Source organism: Streptomyces sp. HUAS MG91 (genome assembly GCF_040529335.1).
In the GTDB taxonomy this organism is placed as follows: Bacteria; Actinomycetota; Actinomycetes; order Streptomycetales; family Streptomycetaceae; genus Streptomyces; species Streptomyces tabacisoli.
Genome location: NZ_CP159534.1, coordinates 5,386,868 through 5,406,571 on the forward strand (window position 1 = coordinate 5,386,868; position 19,704 = coordinate 5,406,571).

Annotated in this window: 16 protein-coding genes; 7 read left to right on the forward strand and 9 right to left on the reverse strand. The window is 70.9% G+C overall.

Annotated features, from left to right (window positions below):
- Window positions 1–128: 128 nt before the first annotated feature.
- Window positions 129–2,438 carry a transglycosylase domain-containing protein gene (locus tag ABII15_RS24745; protein WP_353944485.1) on the forward strand — a complete coding sequence of 770 codons (2,310 nt, stop codon included), beginning with the start codon at window positions 129–131 and terminating at the stop codon, window positions 2,436–2,438.
- Window positions 2,439–2,502: 64 nt separating this feature from the next.
- Here ABII15_RS24745 and ABII15_RS24750 read toward each other — a convergent pair whose 3' ends face one another.
- From ABII15_RS24750 to ABII15_RS24765, 4 genes are all read right to left on the reverse strand, one after another.
- Complete coding sequence (locus ABII15_RS24750) at window positions 2,503–4,473, reverse strand: ATP-binding SpoIIE family protein phosphatase (protein WP_353947188.1); 1,971 nt, start codon at window positions 4,471–4,473, stop codon at window positions 2,503–2,505.
- A 442-nt stretch (window positions 4,474–4,915) separates the two neighbouring features.
- The gene (locus tag ABII15_RS24755; protein ID WP_353944486.1) at window positions 4,916–5,599 is read right to left on the reverse strand and encodes a DUF402 domain-containing protein; all 684 of its coding nucleotides are present in this window, start codon (window positions 5,597–5,599) and stop codon (window positions 4,916–4,918) included.
- A 74-nt stretch (window positions 5,600–5,673) separates the two neighbouring features.
- Window positions 5,674–7,059, reverse strand: a complete 1,386-nt coding sequence (locus ABII15_RS24760; protein WP_353944487.1) for a class II fumarate hydratase — start codon at window positions 7,057–7,059, stop codon at window positions 5,674–5,676.
- 101 nt (window positions 7,060–7,160) lie between these two features.
- Window positions 7,161–8,828, reverse strand: coding sequence for a fumarate hydratase (locus tag ABII15_RS24765; protein WP_353944488.1), 1,668 nt, complete (start codon window positions 8,826–8,828; stop codon window positions 7,161–7,163).
- A 166-nt stretch (window positions 8,829–8,994) separates the two neighbouring features.
- On the opposite strand from ABII15_RS24765, the gene ABII15_RS24770 reads away from it, so the two are divergent.
- Both ABII15_RS24770 and ABII15_RS24775 read left to right on the forward strand, forming a co-directional pair.
- Window positions 8,995–9,666 carry a DUF1707 domain-containing protein gene (locus tag ABII15_RS24770; protein WP_353944489.1) on the forward strand — a complete coding sequence of 224 codons (672 nt, stop codon included), beginning with the start codon at window positions 8,995–8,997 and terminating at the stop codon, window positions 9,664–9,666.
- A gap of 172 nt (window positions 9,667–9,838) precedes the next feature.
- Window positions 9,839–10,207, forward strand: coding sequence for a WhiB family transcriptional regulator (locus ABII15_RS24775; RefSeq protein WP_353944490.1), 369 nt, complete (start codon window positions 9,839–9,841; stop codon window positions 10,205–10,207).
- 324 nt (window positions 10,208–10,531) lie between these two features.
- Here the strand turns inward: ABII15_RS24775 and glpX are convergent, their stop codons facing one another.
- Entirely contained in the window at window positions 10,532–11,572 is a 1,041-nt protein-coding gene (gene glpX / locus ABII15_RS24780) for a class II fructose-bisphosphatase (protein WP_353944491.1), read from the reverse strand.
- 225 nt (window positions 11,573–11,797) lie between these two features.
- Here glpX and ABII15_RS24785 point away from each other — a divergent pair, with 225 nt between their 5' ends.
- On the forward strand, window positions 11,798–12,334 hold the full coding sequence (locus tag ABII15_RS24785; protein WP_353944492.1) for a DUF4245 domain-containing protein: 537 nt from the start codon (window positions 11,798–11,800) through the stop codon (window positions 12,332–12,334).
- Window positions 12,335–12,428: 94 nt separating this feature from the next.
- On the opposite strand, the gene ABII15_RS24790 is transcribed toward ABII15_RS24785, so the two are convergent.
- The 3 genes from ABII15_RS24790 to xseA form a co-directional block, all read right to left on the reverse strand.
- Complete coding sequence (locus tag ABII15_RS24790) at window positions 12,429–13,019, reverse strand: malonic semialdehyde reductase (RefSeq protein WP_353944493.1); 591 nt, start codon at window positions 13,017–13,019, stop codon at window positions 12,429–12,431.
- Between the two features lie 115 nt (window positions 13,020–13,134).
- Entirely contained in the window at window positions 13,135–13,380 is a 246-nt protein-coding gene (locus tag ABII15_RS24795) for an exodeoxyribonuclease VII small subunit (protein ID WP_353944494.1), read from the reverse strand.
- Window positions 13,343–14,611 carry an exodeoxyribonuclease VII large subunit gene (xseA, locus tag ABII15_RS24800; RefSeq protein ID WP_353944495.1) on the reverse strand — a complete coding sequence of 423 codons (1,269 nt, stop codon included), beginning with the start codon at window positions 14,609–14,611 and terminating at the stop codon, window positions 13,343–13,345. The genes ABII15_RS24795 and xseA overlap by 38 nt, the downstream gene beginning before the upstream one ends.
- Before the next feature lie 113 nt (window positions 14,612–14,724).
- Between xseA and ABII15_RS24805 the strand changes: the two genes are divergently transcribed.
- On the forward strand, window positions 14,725–16,407 hold the full coding sequence (locus tag ABII15_RS24805; protein ID WP_353944496.1) for a choice-of-anchor A family protein: 1,683 nt from the start codon (window positions 14,725–14,727) through the stop codon (window positions 16,405–16,407).
- Window positions 16,408–16,441: 34 nt separating this feature from the next.
- On the opposite strand, the gene ABII15_RS24810 is transcribed toward ABII15_RS24805, so the two are convergent.
- Window positions 16,442–17,821, reverse strand: coding sequence for an APC family permease (locus ABII15_RS24810; RefSeq protein ID WP_353944497.1), 1,380 nt, complete (start codon window positions 17,819–17,821; stop codon window positions 16,442–16,444).
- Window positions 17,822–17,905: 84 nt separating this feature from the next.
- Here ABII15_RS24810 and ABII15_RS24815 point away from each other — a divergent pair, with 84 nt between their 5' ends.
- Window positions 17,906–18,919 (forward strand): 4-hydroxy-3-methylbut-2-enyl diphosphate reductase, encoded by a 1,014-nt coding sequence (locus ABII15_RS24815; RefSeq protein ID WP_353944498.1) that lies wholly within the window; start codon window positions 17,906–17,908, stop codon window positions 18,917–18,919.
- Window positions 18,920–18,949: 30 nt separating this feature from the next.
- A complete protein-coding gene (gene ppgK / locus ABII15_RS24820) occupies window positions 18,950–19,696 on the forward strand; it encodes a polyphosphate--glucose phosphotransferase (protein ID WP_353944499.1) in 747 nt (248 codons plus the stop codon).
- Window positions 19,697–19,704 lie beyond the last annotated feature (8 nt).

Here is a 19,704-nt window from a genome sequence, read left to right on the forward strand (position 1 = left end):
GGCGCGGTGTTAGCTTCATGCACTGATTGGCCCTGCTGAGGGTGGAAGAGACGGGTTCACAGGCCGGTGCGGCATGATCCGCGCACCGGAGCACGCCGAGAACGACGAGATGCGGAGCGGTAGACGTCATGGGCCGAGCGGAAGAGCGGCGGGCACGGCAGCGCGGTGGCGCGCGCCGTGCCGCGCCCGCCCCGGCGACGGGACACCGTGCCGAGGGCGGGCGCATGGACCGTAGGAAGAGCAAGGGCGGCAAAGGCGACCGGGGGTTCATACGCCGGATGTTCACCTGGAAGAAGCTCCTGGGCGCCTTCTTCGGCGCCGTACTGGTCTGCATGGGCGCGTTCGTCGTGCTCTACATGGTCATCGACATACCCGACGGCAACAACGAGGCGAAGCTGCAGAGCAACGTCTTCGAGTACAGCGACGGCACCGTGATGGCCCGCACCGGTGACGTCAACCGCGAGATCGTCGAGCTGTCGGAGCTCTCCCCCCAGGTGCAGCACACCTTCGTCGCCGCCGAGAACAAGTCGTTCTACACCGACAAGGGCGTCGACCTGAAGGGCACCGCCCGCGGCCTGTTCAACACGCTGTCCGGCAAGGGCAAGCAGGGTGGTTCGACGATCACCCAGCAGTACGTGAAGAACTACTACCTCACGCAGGACCAGACCGTCACGCGCAAGCTGAAGGAACTGGTCATCTCGCTGAAGGTGGAGCGGCAGAACTCCAAGGAACAGATCCTCGCCGGCTACATCAACACCAGCTACTACGGCCGCGGCGCCTGGGGCATCCAGGCCGCCGCCCAGGCCTACTACGGCAAGGACGCCTCGAAGCTGAGCCCGCAGCAGGGCGCCTACCTCGCCGCGCTGCTCCAGGCCCCCAGCCAGTACGACTGGTCGAGCGCCACCCCGACCGGCAAGAAGCTCGTCAAGGCGCGCTGGAACTACGTCCTCGACAACATGGTCGAGATGCACTGGCTCGGCGCGAGCGAGCGCAAGGGCATGACCTTCCCCAAGCCGCACAAGCCGAAGGCCGCCTCCGGCCTCACCGGCCAGGAGGGCTACCTCTACGAGGCCGCGAAGGCCGAGGCCATCAAGGAACTCGACATCCCCAAGGAGAAGTTCGAGGCCGGCGGCTACACGATCACCCTCAACATCGACCGCAAGAAGCAGAAGCAGCTGGAGAAGTCGGTCCGGGAGCAGCTGACCGACAACCTCGACCCGAAGTCCAGGAAGGCGGACGCCCGGGTCCAGGCCGGCGCCGTCTCGGTCGATCCCAAGACCGGCAAGGTCCTGGCGATGTACGGCGGCAGGGACTACACCCAGCACTACGTCAACAACGCCACCCGCGACGACTACCAGCCGGCCTCCACCTTCAAGCCGGTGATCCTCGCGGCCGCCCTCCAGAACCAGTCGCAGACCCAGTCCGGCCAGCAGATCAAGGCCAGCACCAGCTACGACGGCACCAGCAAGCGCCCGGTGGAGGAGGACGGCAGGAAGGTCGGCTTCGCCCCGCCGAACGAGGACGACCGGGACTACGGCCCGGTCACCGTCCAGACCGCCATGAACAAGTCCATCAACTCCGTCTTCGCCCAGATGGGCATCGACGTCGGCATGGACAAGGTCATGGCGACGGCCAAGCAGCTCGGCATGAACTCCGACGACCTCAAGCCGTACGCGGCCCAGACCCTCGGCACCATGGGCGCGAGCCCGCTGGAGATGGCCGGGGTCTACGCGACCCTCGACAACCACGGCAAGAAGGTCACCCCGCAGATCCTGAAGTCGGTGTCCTACGGCAGCGAGAAGCTCCCGCTGCCGGACGCGATCGGCGGCCGGGTCGTCGAGCGCGGAGTCGCCGACTCGGTCACCTCGGTGCTGACCGGCGTGGTCGACGACGGTACGGCGAAGGCGTCGGTCCGGGACAACGCGGCGCGCGACGGCCAGCAGGTGGCGGGCAAGACCGGTACCTCCGACGACAACAAGTCGGCCTGGTTCACCGGCTACACGCCGGACCTGGTCACGTCCGTGGGCCTGTTCGGCGAGGGCGCCGTCAAGACCTCGGAAGAGGGCGCCCACGTCTCCATGAAGGGCGCCGGCGGACTGCCGCGTGTCGACGGCGGCAGCTTCCCGGCCCGCATCTGGGCGCAGTACATGTTCAACTCGACCGGCGCGAACAGCAAGTTCAACCTGGACACCGACATGGGCGCGGGCGTCGCACCCACGTCCTCGGCCCCGGCCACGCCGTCCCAGGAGCCGACGACCCAGACGCCGAGCCAGACGCCGACGACGAAGGCGCCCACCCAGACGCCGACGACGCCGACCCAGGAGCCCACCACCGAGCCGCCGACCCAGGACCCGACGACCGAGCCGCCGCCGGACCCGACGGACTCCCCGACGATCGACATCCCGGAGAACCCGGTGAACGGCAGAGAAGAGCAGTAGCCACGCACGCCGAAGGGGCGCCGGAGATCTCCGGCGCCCCTTCGGCGTGCGTACCCGGCGCGCCCTACGACGGGCCGCTCCCGGGCTGCGCCAGCTCGAACCAGACCACCTTGCCGGTGGACAGCCGGGTGGCGCCCCAGCGTCTGGCGAGACGGTTCACCAGGAACAGGCCGCGGCCGCCCTCGTCGGTGGCGCGCGCCTGCCGCTGCCGGGGCAGCTGCGGCACGTCGTCGCCGACTTCGCAGCGCAGCACATCGGTGCGCAGCAGCCGCAATGTCACCGGCCGGGACGCGTACCGCACCGCGTTGGTGACGACCTCGCTGACCAGCAGCTCGACGGAGTCGGTCAGCTCCTCCAGGCCCCAGCGGGTCAGCGCGCTGCGCGCCAGGCGGCGTGCGCGGGACGGCGCCGAGTCCTCCGGCTCCAGGAACCAGTACGCGACATCGCTCGGCGCGATCCCGTCGAAGCGGGCGGCGAGCAGCGCGATGTCGTCGTCCCGGTCGCCCGGGCCGAGCATGTCGAGCACCTCGTCGCAGAGGGCCTCCAGGGGCGGCGGGTGGTCCGGGCCCGTCAACTGGGCGGTGTTCGCCAGCCGTTCGCGCAGCTGCTCTATGCCCGTCCACACGTCGCGCAGCCGCGACTCGACGAGCCCGTCCGTGTAGAGGAGCAGCGTCGCCCCGGCGGGCGCGTCCAGCTCCACGGCCTCGAAGTCGACGCCGCCGACGCCGATCGGGGCGCCCGGCGGCACCCGCAGCACCTCCGCACGCCCGCCCAGATGGAGCAGGACCGGCGGCGGATGCCCGGCGTTGGCGATCGTGATGCGGTGCGAGACCGGGTCGTAGACCGCGTACAGGCAGGTCGCCATGCGGTCGGTGCCGAGCCGCTGCGCCTGCTCGTCGAGATGGTGCAGGACCTCCTGCGGCGGCAGGTCGAGGCCCGCGAGGGTCTGCGCCGTCGTGCGCAGCTGGCCCATGATGGCCGCCGACGTCATCGAGTGCCCCATGACGTCCCCGACGACCAGGGCGACTCTGCTGCCCGGCAGCGGGATCGCGTCGTACCAGTCGCCGCCGACCCGCGCCGTCTCGGCCGCCGGCAGATAGCGCGAGGCCAGCCGGACGCCCGTCGGGCGCGGCAGGGTCTCGGGCAGCATGGTGCGCTGCAACTCGTCGGCGATATAGGCCTCGCGCCCGTACAGGACCGCCTTGTCGATGCCGAGCGCGCTGTGCGTCGCCAGCTGCCCCGCCACCAGCAGGTCGTCGGGGTCGAAGGGGATCCGGTCCTGGCGGCGCAGGAAGACCGCGGCCCCGATCACCCTGCGGCGCCCGCGCAGCGGAGCCAGGATGACGCGCTGCCCGGTCGGCAGCGACGGCTCCCCGCCGAGCAGTTCGGGCAGCGCGGCCTGCGCGGCCGTCGTGTCCGCGAACACCGGGCGCACCCCGCGCAGCACCTCGGCGAGCGCGCCGCCGATCCGCACCTCGCACAACTCGGCGCTGCCCGAGGCCAGTTCGGCCTGCGGCGCGGGCGGCACGGTCAGGATGCCGCCGTCGGTGTCGGCGTCGTCGGCGTCCGGGATCCGGTCGGCGCGGCGCAGCCGCAGCACCATCGGGCCCGTCGGGCGCTCGTCACCGACCGGCAGCGGCTCGCGCAGATAGACCAGGATCGCGTCCGAGAACGTCGGCACCGTGGCCCGGCACAGGCCCATCACGATCTCGTCGAGGTCGATGCCGCGCGCGATCCGCCGGGTCGCGGCGCCCACGAACCGCAGCCGGTCCCCGTCCCGGCGCATCGCCACCGGCTGGCCCGTCGGACGCGGCTGCCCGGAGCGCCGCTCGGCGCGGTCCGGCGGCCCGGACGGATCGGGGCGCACCGGCTCGGGCGACGGCGCCCGCGGCTGCGAGTGCTCGGCGTCCGCGGCGTCCGCGGCGGAAGCGGGCGTGGCGGAGCGGCGCGGCTGTTCCGGTAACCCGCCGGAGCCCGCCGCGGACTGCGGGGTGTGCCGCAGAGCCGCGCGAGGGTCCGCGGGGCGGGCCGCCATGCCGTGGTGGCGGCCTTCGTGGGAGCCTTGATAAGAGGCTGAGTGCTCCGTCACGCGTGTCGAATCCGTCCGTCCGGGGCTGCGCGCCGTGTCACTGGCCGGTGCGTCGGCAGTTGATGAACAGCTGGTGCTCGGGTGCCCGCAGGAATGCCGATACCCGGAACGTGTGCCCAGGGAACGGAATCCCGGCGTCGCACGGAACGGAGACGTCTGCGGGCAGGTGTCTGTCGGCCATCTCGGGTGGGAAACGCCTGAGTTGACGGCCCATGCCGCCCGGTCCACCCACGTCCACGGTCCCCGCCGCCCCTCGATGACATCGTTGACATCGTGTCAGACCCACTGCGGGTACGAAGAGTTGCTGCCCGAACTCCACACATCTGCAGCGTGCTCGCTCTTGCGGAGGACGATCCTACGTTTCCGCCCCGGGGGCGCATCAAGGGTCTCATGAGGACACATGCGCGGGCGTACGGTCCCAGTCGGCGGGCAGCTCCGGCACCGGCCACTCCGGGTCGGGGCGCCAGTGCTGCCAGCCGTCGGCGAACGGGTGCCCCCAGCCCTCGATCACCTCGACGGCCCGCGCCCCCGCCGCCCGCACCCGCCGGGCCTGCTCCGCGCTCATCAGGCCCACGGTCTGCGCCTGCGCGAACTCGTCCTCGTCGTGCCAGCGCCAGCTGTGGTCCTCGTACACCGACAGGTCGAGGAAGTGGTCCTCGGAGTCGACCCCGCCCGACCAGCGGGTCCGCGGCTGTTCGAGGTTCACGTACCAGTTGCGGAAGCGCCAGTCCTGCTCCCAGAACAGCCACACCGACCACGGCTCGCCGGGGCGCGCCAGCTTCAGCACGCCGGCGCCGAACCAGCGGTCGCGGTGCACGGTGCGTGGCTTGGTGTAGCGGGTCGCCAGCGGCTCGCGGTGCAGCGGGGTGCCGTCCGCGAGCACCGGCCTGACGCACTCGGTGCCGGGGGCCATCCAGGCGGCGAGCAGTTCGTCGGTGTCCTGGACGACGGTGACCGGACGGCAGATGTGGACCGGCCCGGAACCCGGGTACCCGGTATTGGCGCGATAGCGCCACAGGATCCGCTCACCGGGCGCCCAGCGCCCCTCGCCCGTCCGGTCGTTGTCTGTCATGGACAGATATTAGGTGCCGCTGGCATACGTCGACAGCGACCGGCGTCACGATTACGTCATCCGGCCACCACTCGTTACGGACGGGTCATCCGCAGGACATCCAGCGCCTCGTCCAACTGCGCCTCGGTCAGGTCGCCGCGCTCGACGTATCCGCCCTCGAGGACGACCTCGCGGATGGTCTTCCGCTCGGCGAGGGACTTCTTGGCGACCTTGGCCGCTTCCTCGTAGCCGATGTACTTGTTCAGCGGGGTCACGACCGACGGCGACGACTCGGCGTACTCGCGGGCGCGCTCCCGGTTCGCGGTGATGCCGTCGACCGTGCGGTCGGCGAGCAGCCGGGAGACGGACGCGAGCAGCCGGATCGATTCCAGGACATTCTTGGCGATCACCGGAAGCATGACGTTCAGCTCGAAATTGCCCGCCGCGCCCGCCGCGGCCACCGTCGCGTCGTTGCCGGTCACCTGTGCGGCGACCATCAGGGTGGCCTCGGGAATGACCGGATTCACCTTGCCCGGCATGATCGAGGAGCCGGGCTGGAGGTCCGGCAGATTGATCTCGGCCAGTCCGGTGCGCGGCCCCGACGCCGCCCACCGCAGATCGTTGGCGATCTTCGTCAGGCCGACCGCGATGGTGCGCAGCTGGCCGCTGGTCTCCACGATGCCGTCGCGCGCGCCCTGCGCCTCGAAGTGGTCGCGCGCCTCGGTCAGCGGCAGCCCGGTGGCGCGGGCCACCTCGGCGATGACGGCCGGCGAGAACCCGGGCGGCGTGTTGATCCCCGTACCGACGGCCGTGCCGCCCAGCGGCAGTTCGGCGAGCCGGGGGAGCGAGGCGGTCAGCCGCTCGACGCCGTAGCGGACCTGCGCCGCGTACCCGCCGAACTCCTGGCCCAGCGTCACCGGCGTCGCGTCCATCAGGTGCGTACGGCCGGACTTCACGACGTCGGCGAACTCCTCCGCCTTGCGCTCCAGCGACGCGGCCAGGTGCTCCAGGGCCGGGATCAGGTCGTGGGTGACGGCGGCCGTCGCGGCGATGTGGATCGAGGAGGGGAAGACGTCGTTCGACGACTGCGAGGCGTTGACGTGGTCGTTCGGGTGCACGTCACGGCCCAGGCGCTCGGTGGCGAGGGTGGCCAGCACCTCGTTGGTGTTCATGTTCGATGAGGTGCCGGAGCCGGTCTGGAAGACGTCGACCGGGAACTCGTCGTCCCAGCGCCCGTCGGCGACCTCGGCGGCCGCGTCCGCGATGGCGTCGGCGATGTCCTTGTCGAGCACCCCAAGGTCCGCGTTGACCTTCGCGGCCGCGCCCTTGATGCGGGCCAGGGCCTCGATGTGGGCGCGCTCCAGGCGCTGGCCCGAGATGGGGAAGTTCTCCACGGCGCGCTGCGTCTGGGCCCGCCACTTGGCGGTGGCGGGGACACGGACCTCGCCCATGGAATCGTGCTCGATGCGGTAGTCGGTCATACCTGGTACAGCACGTGCACCCGCGCCGGTGTTCCCGGCGCAACGCCGGACGGGCCGTTCATCGGGCCCGTCCGGCGGATACGGGTATGACGGGTATGGGGTCAGACCAGGCCGGGACCGCGCACCGGGATGTGCGTGAACGTCGGCTCGGGGGCCGGGTTCTGGAAGAAGTCGTTGCCCTTGTCGTCGACGACGACGAACGCCGGGAAGTCCTCGACCTCGATCTTCCAGACGGCCTCCATGCCGAGCTCCTCGTACTCGACGACCTCGACCTTCTTGATGCAGTCCTGGGCGAGGCGCGCGGCCGGGCCGCCGATGGAGCCCAGGTAGAAGCCGCCGTGCGCGTCGCAGGCGTCGGTGACCTGCTTGCTGCGGTTGCCCTTGGCGAGCATCACCTTGGAGCCGCCCGCGGCCTGGAACTGCTCCACGTAGGAGTCCATGCGGCCGGCCGTGGTCGGGCCGAAGGAGCCGGACGCGTACCCCTCGGGCGTCTTCGCCGGGCCCGCGTAGTACACCGGGTGGTCCTTCAGGTACTGCGGCATCTCCTCGCCCGCGTCGAGCCGCTCCTTGATCTTGGCGTGCGCGATGTCGCGGGCGACGACGAGCGGGCCGGTCAGGGAGAGCCGGGTCTTGACCGGGTGCTTGGTCAGCTCGGCGAGGATGGCGTCCATCGGCTGGTTGAGGTCGATGCTCACGACATCCCCCTCTTCCAGGTGCTCGTCCGTCGTTTCCGGGAGGAAGCGCGCGGGATCGGTCTCCAGCTGCTCCAGGAAGACACCCTCGGCGGTGATCTTCGCGACGGCCTGGCGGTCGGCGGAGCAGGAGACGGCGATGGCGACCGGGCAGGACGCGCCGTGCCGGGGCAGGCGCACCACGCGCACGTCGTGGCAGAAGTACTTGCCGCCGAACTGCGCGCCGATGCCGATCTTCTGCGTCAGCTCGAAGACCTTCTCCTCCAGCTCCTTGTCCCGGAAGCCGTGGCCCAGCTCGGAACCCTCGGAGGGGACGTTGTCCAGGTAGTGCGCGGAGGCGTACTTGGCGGTCTTCAGCGCGTACTCGGCGCTCGTGCCGCCGACGACGATGGCGAGGTGGTACGGCGGGCACGCGGCGGTCCCGAGGGACCGGATCTTCTCCTCCAGGAACTTCATCATGGAGGCCTCGTTCAGGACGGCCTTCGTCTCCTGGTAGAGGAACGACTTGTTGGCCGAGCCGCCGCCCTTCGCCATGAACAGGAACTTGTAGGCGCCGCCGTCGGTCGCGTACAGCTCGATCTGCGCGGGCAGGTTCGAACCGGTGTTCTTCTCGTCCCACATGTTCAGCGGGGCCATCTGCGAGTAGCGCAGGTTCAGGTTCTTGTACGCGTCGTAGATGCCCTTGGAGAGCGCCTTCTCGTCCTCGCCCTCGGTCAGCACGTTCTGCCCGCGCTTGCCCATGACGATCGCGGTGCCGGTGTCCTGGCACATCGGGAGCACGCCGGCCGCGGCGATGTTCGCGTTCTTCAGCAGGTCGAGCGCCACGAACTTGTCGTTGTTCGACGCCTCGGGGTCGTCGACGATGCGGCGCAGCTGCGCGAGGTGGGCCGGGCGCAGGTAGTGCTGGATGTCGTGGATGGCCTCCTCGGCCAGCTTGCGCAGCGCCTCCGGCTCGACCTTCAGGAACGTACGGCCGTCCGGCCCCTCGGCGGTGGAGACACCCTCCGAGGTCACCAGGCGATACGGGGTGGTGTCCTCGCCCTGGGGGAGCAGATCGGTGTACGCGAACTCAGGCATCTCGCCCATTCCTCTTTCGGCCGTTGGCAGCGCTGGCATCCGTGGCAGCGCCAACCAGCGTAGAACCTGGCCGCGCGGCCGGACCTGTGAGGTAAGGCTCAGTTGGGCCGGGTTGGGCGCCCGCGCACCCTAGTCGCGATCTATCGCGTTTGGGTACGCTGCTGTCGTGGACCTTCAAAAGCGCCCAGAGCCCAGCGCCCCCGCGGCGGAACCGACCGACCTGCGCGCGTCCGACGCGGACCGCGACCGGATCGCGGACATCCTGCGCGAGGCGCTGGCGGAGGGCCGGCTCGACGCGGACGAGCACGCCGAGCGGATCGACGGCGTGTACCGCGCCAAGACGGTGGGCGAGCTGGAGCCGCTGGTCCGGGATCTGCCCGGCGCGCACGCGAGCGGGCCGTCCGTCGCCGCCCCGGCGCCGGACCAGCCGGCGCCCGGCACCGTCCCGCCGCTGCCGGGGGAGAACCTGGTGGCGGTGTTCAGCTCCACCACCCGCAGGGGCCGCTGGCGCGTGGGCCGCCGCACGCACGCGTACGCCGTGTTCGGCAGCGTCGAGATCGACCTCAGCGAGGCGATCTTCGAGTACCCGCAGGTCTACATCAAGGCGGTCTCCGTCTTCGGCAGCGTCGACATCCGCGTCCCGGAGAACGTGTCGCTGCGCGGCAGCGGCGGCGGCATCCTCGGCAGCTTCGACGTGCACGGGATGGACGCGCCGGAGCCCGAGGCGCCGGTCGTCTATGTCGACGGGGCCGCGGTGCTCGGCAGCATCGAGGCGAGACCCAAGCGCGGGAAGATCATCGCGAACCTGGAGAAGCACCTGCGCAAGCACTTCGGCTGATCCCGCGGCACCCGGCGGCTGAACTCCCGTACGCGGGCGGGAACTCCCGTGCTTCGGAACTCAGTGCATAGGCGTCGACACAGCGGGTAGAGCTTGGGGCATCGTCTACCGATCGACCCCGTTGCCTCTGAAGCTCGCGAAAGCCGCCGTAAGCCGTCGTCAGGAGTAGACCGTGCTGCATCCGCCGCATCAGTCCTTGCAGGTCGCCGCCGTTCCGCAGCAGCGGGTGCCCGTGCGGGACCGGGATCAGGACGCACCGTGGCACACGGAGGCCGTGTGCCGGCGCGACGAGGCGGGACTGTTCTTCGCCCCATCCAAGGAGCCCACCGCCGCGCGCCTCGCGCGCGAGGAGGCGGCCAAGCGGGTCTGCGCCCGCTGTCCGGTCCTGGTCGAGTGCCGCGAGCACGCCCTGCTCCAGCCGGAGCCGTACGGCGTCTGGGGCGGCCTGACGGCGGCCGAGCGCCGAGTGGTACTGGCACGCCGCCGCCGCCGCGACGTCGAACTCAAGAACACCACCCGCCCGGTGGCAGCGGCGGGCTGACCCGGCCACCCCTCCTACGCGCCGGCCCCGACCGGCGCGTAGGCGCCCCGTAGGGGCGCGGGGAACTGCGCGAGCAACCACCCACGACCGGTACTTGCCGTACGCGAGTGTGCCCAACGGCGCGTAGGCGCCTTTCAGGGGCGCGGGGAACTGCGCGAGCAACCACCCACGACCCGCACGTGCCGTACGCGAGTGTGCCCAACGGCGCGTAGGCGCCTTTCAGGGGCGCGGGGAACTGCGCGAACACCCCGACGGACCCGCACTCACCGCACCCCGATCAACCACAACGCCGAGCAAGGCGCCCCCGGGACAAGGGGGCCCCGCCTACTTGGCCCGGTCGAAATCGATCGCGGAGTAGGCACGCAACTTGCTCAGCCGGTGCTCCGAGTCGATCTGCCGGATGGTCCCGGACTTGGACCGCATCACGAGGGACGACGTGGTCGCACCCTCGGACTGGTACCGCACCCCGCGCAGCAACTCCCCGTCCGTGATCCCGGTGGCCACGAAGAACACGTTCTCCCCGGAGACCAGGTCGTCGGTGGACAGCACCCGGTCCAGATCGTGCCCGGCATCGAGCGCCCGCTGCCGCTCCTCGTCGTCCTTGGGCCACAGCTTGCCCTGGATCACCCCGCCCAGGCACTTCATGGCGCAGGCGGAGATGATGCCCTCCGGCGTACCGCCGATGCCGAGCATCAGGTCGACGCCGGTGCCCTCGCGCACGGCGAGGATCGAACCGGCGACGTCGCCGTCCGAGATCAGCTTGATCCGGGCGCCGGTCTCCCGGATCTCCTTGATGATGCCCTCGTGCCGCGGCCGGTCGAGGATGACGACGGTGACGTCCTCGGGGGCGCGCCGCTTCGCCTTGGCGACCCGGCGGATGTTCACCGACACCGGGGCGTTGATGTCCACGTAGTCGGCGGCTTCCGGTCCGGTGACCAGCTTGTCCATGTAGAAGACGGCGGACGGGTCGAACATCGTGCCGCGGTCGGCGGCGGCCAGCACCGCGATCGCGTTCGGCATGCCCTTCGCGCAGAGCGTCGTGCCGTCGATCGGGTCGACGGCGATGTCGACCTCGGCACCGGTCCCGTCGCCGACGTTCTCCCCGTTGAACAGCATCGGGGCCTCGTCCTTCTCGCCCTCGCCGATGACGACGACACCGTTCATCGACACGGTGGAGACGAGGGTCCGCATGGCGCGCACGGCGGCGCCGTCCGCTCCGTTCTTGTCGCCGCGGCCGACCCAGCGGCCGGCGGCCATGGCGGCCGCCTCGGTGACGCGGACGAGTTCCAGGGCGAGGTTGCGGTCGGGGGCCTCGGAGGGAACCTCGAGTTCGGACGGCAGCTGGTGATGCTGATGCTCGGTCATCGAGACGCACCTTTCTGTTCCGGCGTTTCTGCGTTTCACCGGGATACGACGACGGCCGGATGAGGGTTGATGTGTCCCGACTCTATCGTCCGTACGACAATCTGAGCAGACCGCCCCACGAATGAGCGGTTACGTTCATGACAGGTATGCACATCGGTGTGCATACCGGGCCGCCAAAGGGGACCTCCCGGCGGAGATCCAACGGCCACCTGCGACGATGGGCGGGTGGCAGGAAGAAATGGCAAGAAGACGGTGGGCAGCCTGGTGCTGTCCCTGGGTGTCTGTGTCGTGGCGGCGGGCGTGATCTACGTGTTCGTTCCGCACGACGACTCCAAGGAGACGCCTGTCAAGCGCGTGGACTACCGAGTAGAGCTGCTCTCGGCCCGCCGCGCGGCCTCCTATCCGGTGGCCGCCCCCGAGGGCCTGGCGAAGTCGTGGAAGCCGACCTCCGTGCGCTACGACGGCGAGGGCAACGAGGCCTGGCACCTCGGCTTCCTCGACCCCGACGGCCAGTACGTCGCCGTCGAGCAGTCGACGGACAAGCCGACCCGGTTCATCGACGAGGCGAGCCAGGGCGCCGAGGAGACCAGCCACGCGCAGTCCATCAACGGCGAGAAGTGGCAGCGCTACAAGGGCGAGAAGTACGACGCCCTGGTTCTGAAGCAGAAGAACGCCACGACGGTGGTGACCGGCACGGCCGGCTTCGATGGCCTGACGAAGATGGCCGAGTCGCTGAAGATGGAGCGCGACACGTCGGCCTGACGGTGCCTGACGAGATGGCGCAGACGAGATGGCACATACGAGAAGGCCCCGGCTCCTGAGGGAAGCCGGGGCCTTTCGTGTGCCTGGATGTGGCTCAGACCGTGGTGATGACCTGGTCCTGGGCGAGGCGCGGGGAGCGGGGGAACCAGGCGTCCTCGCCGGGCTTGCCGATGTTGATGATCATCAGCGGGGTGTGGTCGGCGTCCAGGAACTCCTTCTGGACACCGGCGAAGTCGAAGCCGGTCATCGGGCCCGCGGCCAGGCCGGCGGCACGGACGCCCATGATGAAGTAGCCGGCCTGCAGCGTGGCGTTGACCAGCGCGGCCTGCTCGCGGACCGGGCGCTCGGAGAAGAACGCGTCCTTGGCCTGCGGGAAGTGCGGGAGCAGCTGCGGCAGCTCCTCGTGGAACTCGTTGTCCGCCGAGAGGATCGCGACCAGCGGGGCCGAGGCGGTCTTCGGCTGGTTGCCCTCGGCCATGTGCTTCACCAGGCGCTCGCGGGCCTCGGGGGAGCGGACCAGGGTGATGCGCAGCGGCGACTGGTTGAAGGCGGTCGGGCCGTACTTGACCAGGTCGTAGATCGCCTGGACCTGCTCGTCGGTCACCGGCTCGTCGGTGAAGGTGTTCGCGGTGCGGGCCTCGCGGAAGAGCAGGTCCTGGGCGGCGGAGTCAAGAACGAGGGACATTGATCAACCTTCTCGTACGGATCGACGGACGTCCCTGACCCTACGCCGATGAGGTTCAACTTTCAACAAACACCTTCGTGACCCTGTTCACAAGAGGCACGGGAGGTGCCCGGCGTCAGTCCTCCTCCGGGTCGCCCGCCTCCTCGTCCCCGCCGGACTCCTCGGCCAGCGCCGCGTCCAGCCGCGCCCGCGCCCCGTCCAGCCAGCGCCGGCACACCTTCGCCAGCTCCTCGCCCCGCTCCCACAGCGCGAGCGACTCCTCCAGCGACGTGCCGCCGGCCTCCAGCCGCCGTACGACATCGATCAGTTCGTCCCGGGCCTGCTCATAGCCGAGCGCCTCGTCGGCCGCCTTCGTGGTCATGCTGTCGTCCGTCCTCACGCTTGGTTTCTGTGACTCGTACGGTGAACTCGCCCTCGGCGACCCGGGCCCGCAGCTCCTCGCCGCCCGCCGCCTCCTCCGGATCGCGCACCACATGGCCGTCCGCCTTCTGCAGGACCGCGTAGCCGCGCTTGAGGGTGGCCGCGGGGGAGAGGGCGACCACGCGCGCGTGCGTGTGCGTCAGCTCCGACTCCGCCCGGTCCAGGAGGTGGCCGAGGGTGCGGCGGCTGCGCTCGGTCAGCGCCGTGATCTGCGCCTCGCGGTCGTCGACCATGCGGTGCGGGTCCTCTATCGACGGCCGGGCCAGCGCCGCCGCGAGGCCCCGCTCCTCCCGGTCGAGGAACGCCTCCACACTGCGCCGGGCCCGGTCCCGCAGGAACCGCACCCGCTCGTACTCCTCCCCGACGTCCGGCACCACCTTCTTGGCGGCGTCGGTCGGGGTGGAGGCCCGCAGGTCGGCGACGTAATCGAGGAGCGGATTGTCCGGCTCGTGGCCGATCGCGGAGACGACCGGGGTCCGGCACGACGCCACGGCCCGTACCAACTGCTCGTCCGAGAACGGCAGCAGGTCCTCCACACTGCCGCCGCCGCGCGCCACGACGATCACGTCGACCTCGTCCAGCGCGTCCAGCTCCTTCACCGCCTGGACCACCTGCGGCACCGCGTGCACCCCCTGCACCGGCACATTGCGCACCTCGAAGCGGACGGCGGGCCAGCGGTGCCGCGCGTTCTCCAGGACATCGCGCTCGGCGGCCGAGGCGCGCCCGCAGACCAGGCCGATCAGCTGCGGCAGGAACGGCAGCGGCTTCTTGCGGTCGGCCGCGAAGAGCCCCTCGGCCGCCAGCGACTTCTTCAGCTGCTCCAGACGCGCGAGCAGTTCACCGACACCGACGGGCCGGATCTCGGCGGCCCGCAGCGAGAGCTGGCCGCGCGGCGCGTACCACTCCGGCTTCGCGAGCACGACGACCCGGGACCCCTCGCGCACCACGTCCGCCACCGCGTCGAACACCTGCCGGTAGCAGGTCACCGAGACCGAGATGTCGTACGAGGGATCGCGCAGCGTCAGGAACACGACACCGGCACCGGGCCGCCGGGACAGCTGGGTGATCTGCCCCTCGACCCACACGGCGCCGAGCCGGTCGATCCATCCGCCGATCAGCCGGGACACCTCACCGACGGGGATCGGGGTGTCCGGGGACGTGTTGACAGCCATGCCGCGAGCGTAGCCGCCGGGACCGACAGCCTGTGGGTCACACGGGTTGTCCTGTGCGCGCCCCGGCGCGACCTGCCGCACCGCACCACCCGCCGTCCCTAGCGTCGCCCGGTATGACAAATCTGATCAGGACAGCCGTCCCGGTGGCTGTGGCGGCGACCGGCGCCGTGTGCGCCTGCGCCCTGGTGGCCGCCGCACCGGTCCGCTCCGCCCCCGCGGCGGCGGCCCGCGACACCGTCACCGTCGGCAACCCGGTGGCGGGCAACAACGGCTTCGGCGTCATCACCGAGGACGACGCCTACCTCGGCAGCACCGAGTCGGAGGGCCCGGTCGCGGTCGGCGGCGACCTGCGCTTCGGCGCCGGCTACAACGTCGCCCTGAACAGCGCGGGCTCCTACGTCGCCCCGGGCGACCCGCAGCCCACCGCGCTGCTCGTCGGCGGCCGCGTCCGCTATGACCAGAGCGACCCGTCCGGCGTCCTCAGGATCCTCCAGAACGGTTACGTGAAGATCGGCGACATGACCGGCGGGCAGGCGCGGAACACCGACGGCAACGGCGCCGCGGTCAACACCCGCGTCGACGCCCAGGGCGCCGGCTACGACGCCACCCCGCGCATCGAACTCACCACCCGCGAGACTCCGGCGCAGGTGGGTCCCGCCGACCTGATGGACTTCCCCGCGCTGTTCACCTCGTACCGGGAACGGGCCGCGCGGATGGCGGGCTGCACCGACAACGTCGTCCTGCGCGACGGGAACGGCAACCCGCTCCCGGACCAGTCCACGGTGCCGCCCGGCTCCCAGATCAAGCTCTCCCTCGACAGCACCCGCACCAACGTGCTGCACCTCACCGGCGCGATGCTCGACAACATCTCCAACCTGACGCTGCTCGACCAGCCGACGGCCGCCGCGCCCCTGGTCGTCGTCGTGGACACCACCGCCGAGGGCGGCGACTACACCTGGCACGCCCCGACCATGGCCGGCGTCGGCAACTCCGAGAACCACATCCTGTGGGACTTCCCGGACGCGACCCGGATCACCAACCCCGACGGCGACGAGATCGAGGGCACGGTCTACGCGCCCGGCGCCGAGTTCATCGACCTGGACTCCTCGAACATCGAGGGCGACGTCGTCGTCAAGTCGCTCGTACAGGGGTCGACGGCGGCGGTCGGCGGGAACAAGGTCGACGCGGGGGAGATGCATTACCACCCGTTCGACGCCGCCGTTCAGTGCGAGGACGATTCGACGCCCACGCCCACGCCCACGCCCACGCCCACGCCGACCCCGACCGGTGAATCGCCGACCCCGACCCCGACGCCGACGGACGAGTCGCCGACGCCTTCGCAGCCGGGTGAGACGCCGTCGCCGACGCCGACCCCGACCGGTGAATCGCCCACGCCGACACCCACGCCGGCCAACGGATCGCCCACTCCCTCGCCGTCCCCGTCGGACACCCCGACTCCGACTCCGACGGACAGCCCCACCCCCACTCCCTCGCCGTCCCCGTCGGACACCCCGTCGCCCACGCCCAGCCCCTCCGGCAGCCCCTCCGGCAGCCCCTCCGGAGGCACCCCGACGCCGACCCCGGCCCCGAGCGGCGGGACGAGCACCCCCACGCCGCCCACCCCGCCCCCCACGACACCCGGCACCCCGCTCCCCTCGCCCACCGGCCCCGGCCTCGCGCACACCGGAACCGACGCCCGGGGCACCGCCGTCATCGGCGGTATCGCGGTGGCCCTGATGGCCGCCGGCGCGGGAGCCCTGGCCTTCGGACGGATGCGCGGGAACCGCCGCCGCTGACCCCTGCGCCCCGAGCCGGGCGGCCGGCGGACCGCTACGCCGTATCCGCCGCCCGCCCGCGCTGCGCCACCAGCACCACGAGCCCGACCACCAGCCAGATCGCGCCGACCACCTGCGCGGTCCCCGACGCCTCCACGATCACCGCGACGGCGATCGCCGCACCGATCACCGGCACCAGCAGATGCCGCCACCAGCTGACGGGACCGCCCGCCCGGCGGACCACGAACCAGCCCACGACGCTGGCGTGCAGCAGCGTGAACGCGGTCAGCGCGCCGATGTCGACCACCGACGTCAGCTGGTCGAGACCGTCGTCGCGGCGGGCCGCCCAGACCGCCGCGACCAGCGTGATCACCGCGGCCACGAGCAGCGCGGCCCGCGGCACGCCCGAGTCCGTCCGGGACAGCACCTTCGGCAGCCGCCGGTCGCGGGCCATCGCGAACACCAGCCGGCCCGCCGCCGCCTGCCCGGCCAGCGCCGCGAACGCCGCGCCGATCGCCTTGCTCACCGCCACCAGATCGTGCAGCCAGCTCCCGACCGACGCGTCCACGGTGTCGTAGAACGCGGAGCCCTGCTTCGCCGGGTCGGCCGCCATCTGCGCCGACGTCGCCGGTTCCAGCAGGGCCGCCAGATACGTCTGCGCGACGAACAGCACACCGGTGAGCACCAGGCAGAACAGCACCGCCCGCGCGACCTTCGCCGAACCGCCGGTGACCTCCTCGGCGAACGTGGCGATGGCGTCGAAGCCCAGGTACGACAGGACGGCCACCGACACCGCGCCGAGCACCGCCGACAGCGCGAACGCGCCCTGGGTGCCGTCCCCGGTCAGCGGCGAGAGCCAGCCGCGCTGCGCCCCGTCCGTCGCCAGCACCACGATCGCCGAGACGATGAAGATCACCAGCACCACGATCTCCAGCGCCAGGACCGCGAAGCCGACCCGGGCCGCGGCCCGTACGCCCCACAGGTTGAGCAGGGTCGTGATCACCACGGCGAGCGCCGTCCACACCCACCGCGACACGTCCGGCACCAGCGAGTTCATCGCGATCCCGGAGAACAGGTAGGCCACCGCCGGGATCAGCAGATAGTCGAGCATCGCCATCCAGCCCGCGATGAAACCCGGCCCCTTGCCGAGCCCCACGCGTGCGTAGGCGTACACAGAGCCCGCGCGCGGGGCGACCCGCACCATCTGGGCGTAGCTGAAAGCGGTGAACGCCATGGCGATCGTGGCGACGATGTAGACCAGCGCGACCGCGCCGTGCGACTTCGCGTCCAGGGTGCCGAAGATGCCGACCGGCGCCATGGGGGCGATGAACAGAAGCCCGTAGACCACCAGATCCCGGAAGCCGAGGTTCCGGCGGAGCTTGCCGTCCGGGGGCTCGGGGGGCCCGGGGACTTCGGACGCGGCGGGTACGGACATCGTGCCTCCGTTGATCGGACAGGCTCCGGGCCCCACCAGTCTCCCCAGCCGGGCGATCTTTGGCCTCCCGGGCTCGGCCTTACGATGGGGGACATGACTGCTACGACTGGCTCCCGCCGTGTCCTGCTCGCCGCTCCCCGTGGCTACTGCGCCGGTGTGGACCGTGCCGTGATCGCCGTCGAGAAGGCCCTGGAGCAGTACGGGGCCCCGATCTATGTCCGCCACGAGATCGTGCACAACAAGTACGTCGTGCAGACCCTGGAGCGGAAGGGCGCCATCTTCGTCGAGCAGACGGAGGAGGTCCCCGAGGGCTCGATCGTGATGTTCTCGGCGCACGGTGTCGCACCGACCGTCCACGCGGAGGCCGAGCGCGGCAAGCTGGCGACCATCGACGCCACCTGCCCGCTCGTGACCAAGGTCCACAAGGAAGCGATCCGCTACGCCAACGACGACTTCGACATCCTCCTGATCGGCCACGAGGGCCACGAGGAGGTCATCGGCACCTCCGGCGAGGCCCCGGACCACATCACGCTGGTCGACGGCCCCGAGGACGTCGCCAAGGTCGAGGTCCGCGACCCGGAGAAGGTCGTCTGGCTCTCCCAGACCACGCTCTCCGTCGACGAGACGATGGAGACCGTCGACGCCCTGAAGACCAAGTTCCCGGGCCTCGTCTCCCCGCCGAGCGACGACATCTGCTACGCCACGCAGAACCGCCAGCTCGCCGTGAAGCAGATGGGCGCCGAGTCCGACCTGGTCATCGTCGTCGGCTCGCGCAACTCCTCGAACTCGGTCCGCCTCGTCGAGGTCGCCAAGCTGGCCGGCGCCAAGGACGCGCACCTCGTGGACTTCGCGAGCGAGATCGACGAGTCCTGGCTGGACGGCGTCACCACGGTCGGCGTCACCTCCGGCGCCTCCGTGCCGGACGTCCTCGTCGAGGAGGTCCTGGAGTACCTGTCGCAGCGCGGCTTCGCGGACGTGGAGATCGTGAAGGCGGCCGAGGAGTCCATCACCTTCTCGCTGCCCAAGGAGCTCCGCCGCGATCTGCGCGCCGAGGCCGCCGCCCTCGTGGAGCGGGCGGATTCCACCTCCGGGAAGTGACCGTGCGTCTCCCGTCGTAACGTGGAGCGCATGGAGATCTTCGGTGTGGACATCGGCGGATCAGGGATCAAGGGCGCTCCGGTCGACCTGGAGCGCGGTGATCTCGCCGAGGAGCGGTTCAAGGTGCTGACCCCGCAGCCGGCCACCCCCGACGCGGTGGCCGACGGGGTCAAGCAGGTCGTGGAGAACTTCGCGGGCGGCTGCGACCGGGTCGGCATCACCTTCCCGGGCGTCGTCACCGGCGGCTCGACGATCCGGACCGCGGCCAACGTGGACAAGAGCTGGGTCGACGTCGACGCGCGGGCCCTGCTGAGCGAGAAGCTCGGCGGGCTGCCCGTCACGATCCTGAACGACGCGGACGCCGCCGGCGTCGCCGAGATGCACTTCGGCGCCGGCCGCGGCCGCACCGGCACGGTGCTGCTGCTCACCTTCGGCACGGGCATCGGCAGCGCGCTCTTCACCGACGGCACCCTGGTGCCCAACACCGAGCTCGGCCACCTGGAGCTGAACGGCCACGACGCCGAGAAGCGGGCCTCCACCAAGGCCCGCGAGGACGAGGACCTGAGCTGGGAGCACTGGGCCAGACGCGTCACCAAGTACCTCGCGCACGTGGAGATGCTGTTCTCGCCCGAACTGTTCATCATCGGCGGCGGCATCAGCCGCAAGGCCGACAAGTTCGTGCCGCTGATCAAGGGCATCAAGGCGGAGATCGTGCCGGCGCAGCTGCAGAACAACGCGGGGATCGTCGGCGCGGCGATGGCGGCGCGCGAGGCCTGAGACAGGCC

What these genes read in the sequence shown, in the direction of transcription:
- ABII15_RS24745 (WP_353944485.1), top strand. Translation starts at nt 129, where the DNA reads ATGGGCCGAGCGGAAGAGCGGCGGGCACGGCAGCGCGGTGGCGCGCGC.
- ABII15_RS24750 (WP_353947188.1), bottom strand. Translation starts at nt 4,473, where the DNA reads ATGGCGGCCCGCCCCGCGGACCCTCGCGCGGCTCTGCGGCACACCCCG.
- ABII15_RS24755 (WP_353944486.1), bottom strand. Translation starts at nt 5,599, where the DNA reads ATGACAGACAACGACCGGACGGGCGAGGGGCGCTGGGCGCCCGGTGAG.
- ABII15_RS24760 (WP_353944487.1), bottom strand. Translation starts at nt 7,059, where the DNA reads ATGACCGACTACCGCATCGAGCACGATTCCATGGGCGAGGTCCGTGTC.
- ABII15_RS24765 (WP_353944488.1), bottom strand. Translation starts at nt 8,828, where the DNA reads ATGCCTGAGTTCGCGTACACCGATCTGCTCCCCCAGGGCGAGGACACC.
- glpX (WP_353944491.1), bottom strand. Translation starts at nt 11,572, where the DNA reads ATGACCGAGCATCAGCATCACCAGCTGCCGTCCGAACTCGAGGTTCCC.
- ABII15_RS24790 (WP_353944493.1), bottom strand. Translation starts at nt 13,019, where the DNA reads ATGTCCCTCGTTCTTGACTCCGCCGCCCAGGACCTGCTCTTCCGCGAG.
- ABII15_RS24795 (WP_353944494.1), bottom strand. Translation starts at nt 13,380, where the DNA reads ATGACCACGAAGGCGGCCGACGAGGCGCTCGGCTATGAGCAGGCCCGG.
- xseA (WP_353944495.1), bottom strand. Translation starts at nt 14,611, where the DNA reads ATGGCTGTCAACACGTCCCCGGACACCCCGATCCCCGTCGGTGAGGTG.
- ABII15_RS24805 (WP_353944496.1), top strand. Translation starts at nt 14,725, where the DNA reads ATGACAAATCTGATCAGGACAGCCGTCCCGGTGGCTGTGGCGGCGACC.
- ABII15_RS24810 (WP_353944497.1), bottom strand. Translation starts at nt 17,821, where the DNA reads ATGTCCGTACCCGCCGCGTCCGAAGTCCCCGGGCCCCCCGAGCCCCCG.
- ABII15_RS24815 (WP_353944498.1), top strand. Translation starts at nt 17,906, where the DNA reads ATGGGGGACATGACTGCTACGACTGGCTCCCGCCGTGTCCTGCTCGCC.
- ppgK (WP_353944499.1), top strand. Translation starts at nt 18,950, where the DNA reads ATGGAGATCTTCGGTGTGGACATCGGCGGATCAGGGATCAAGGGCGCT.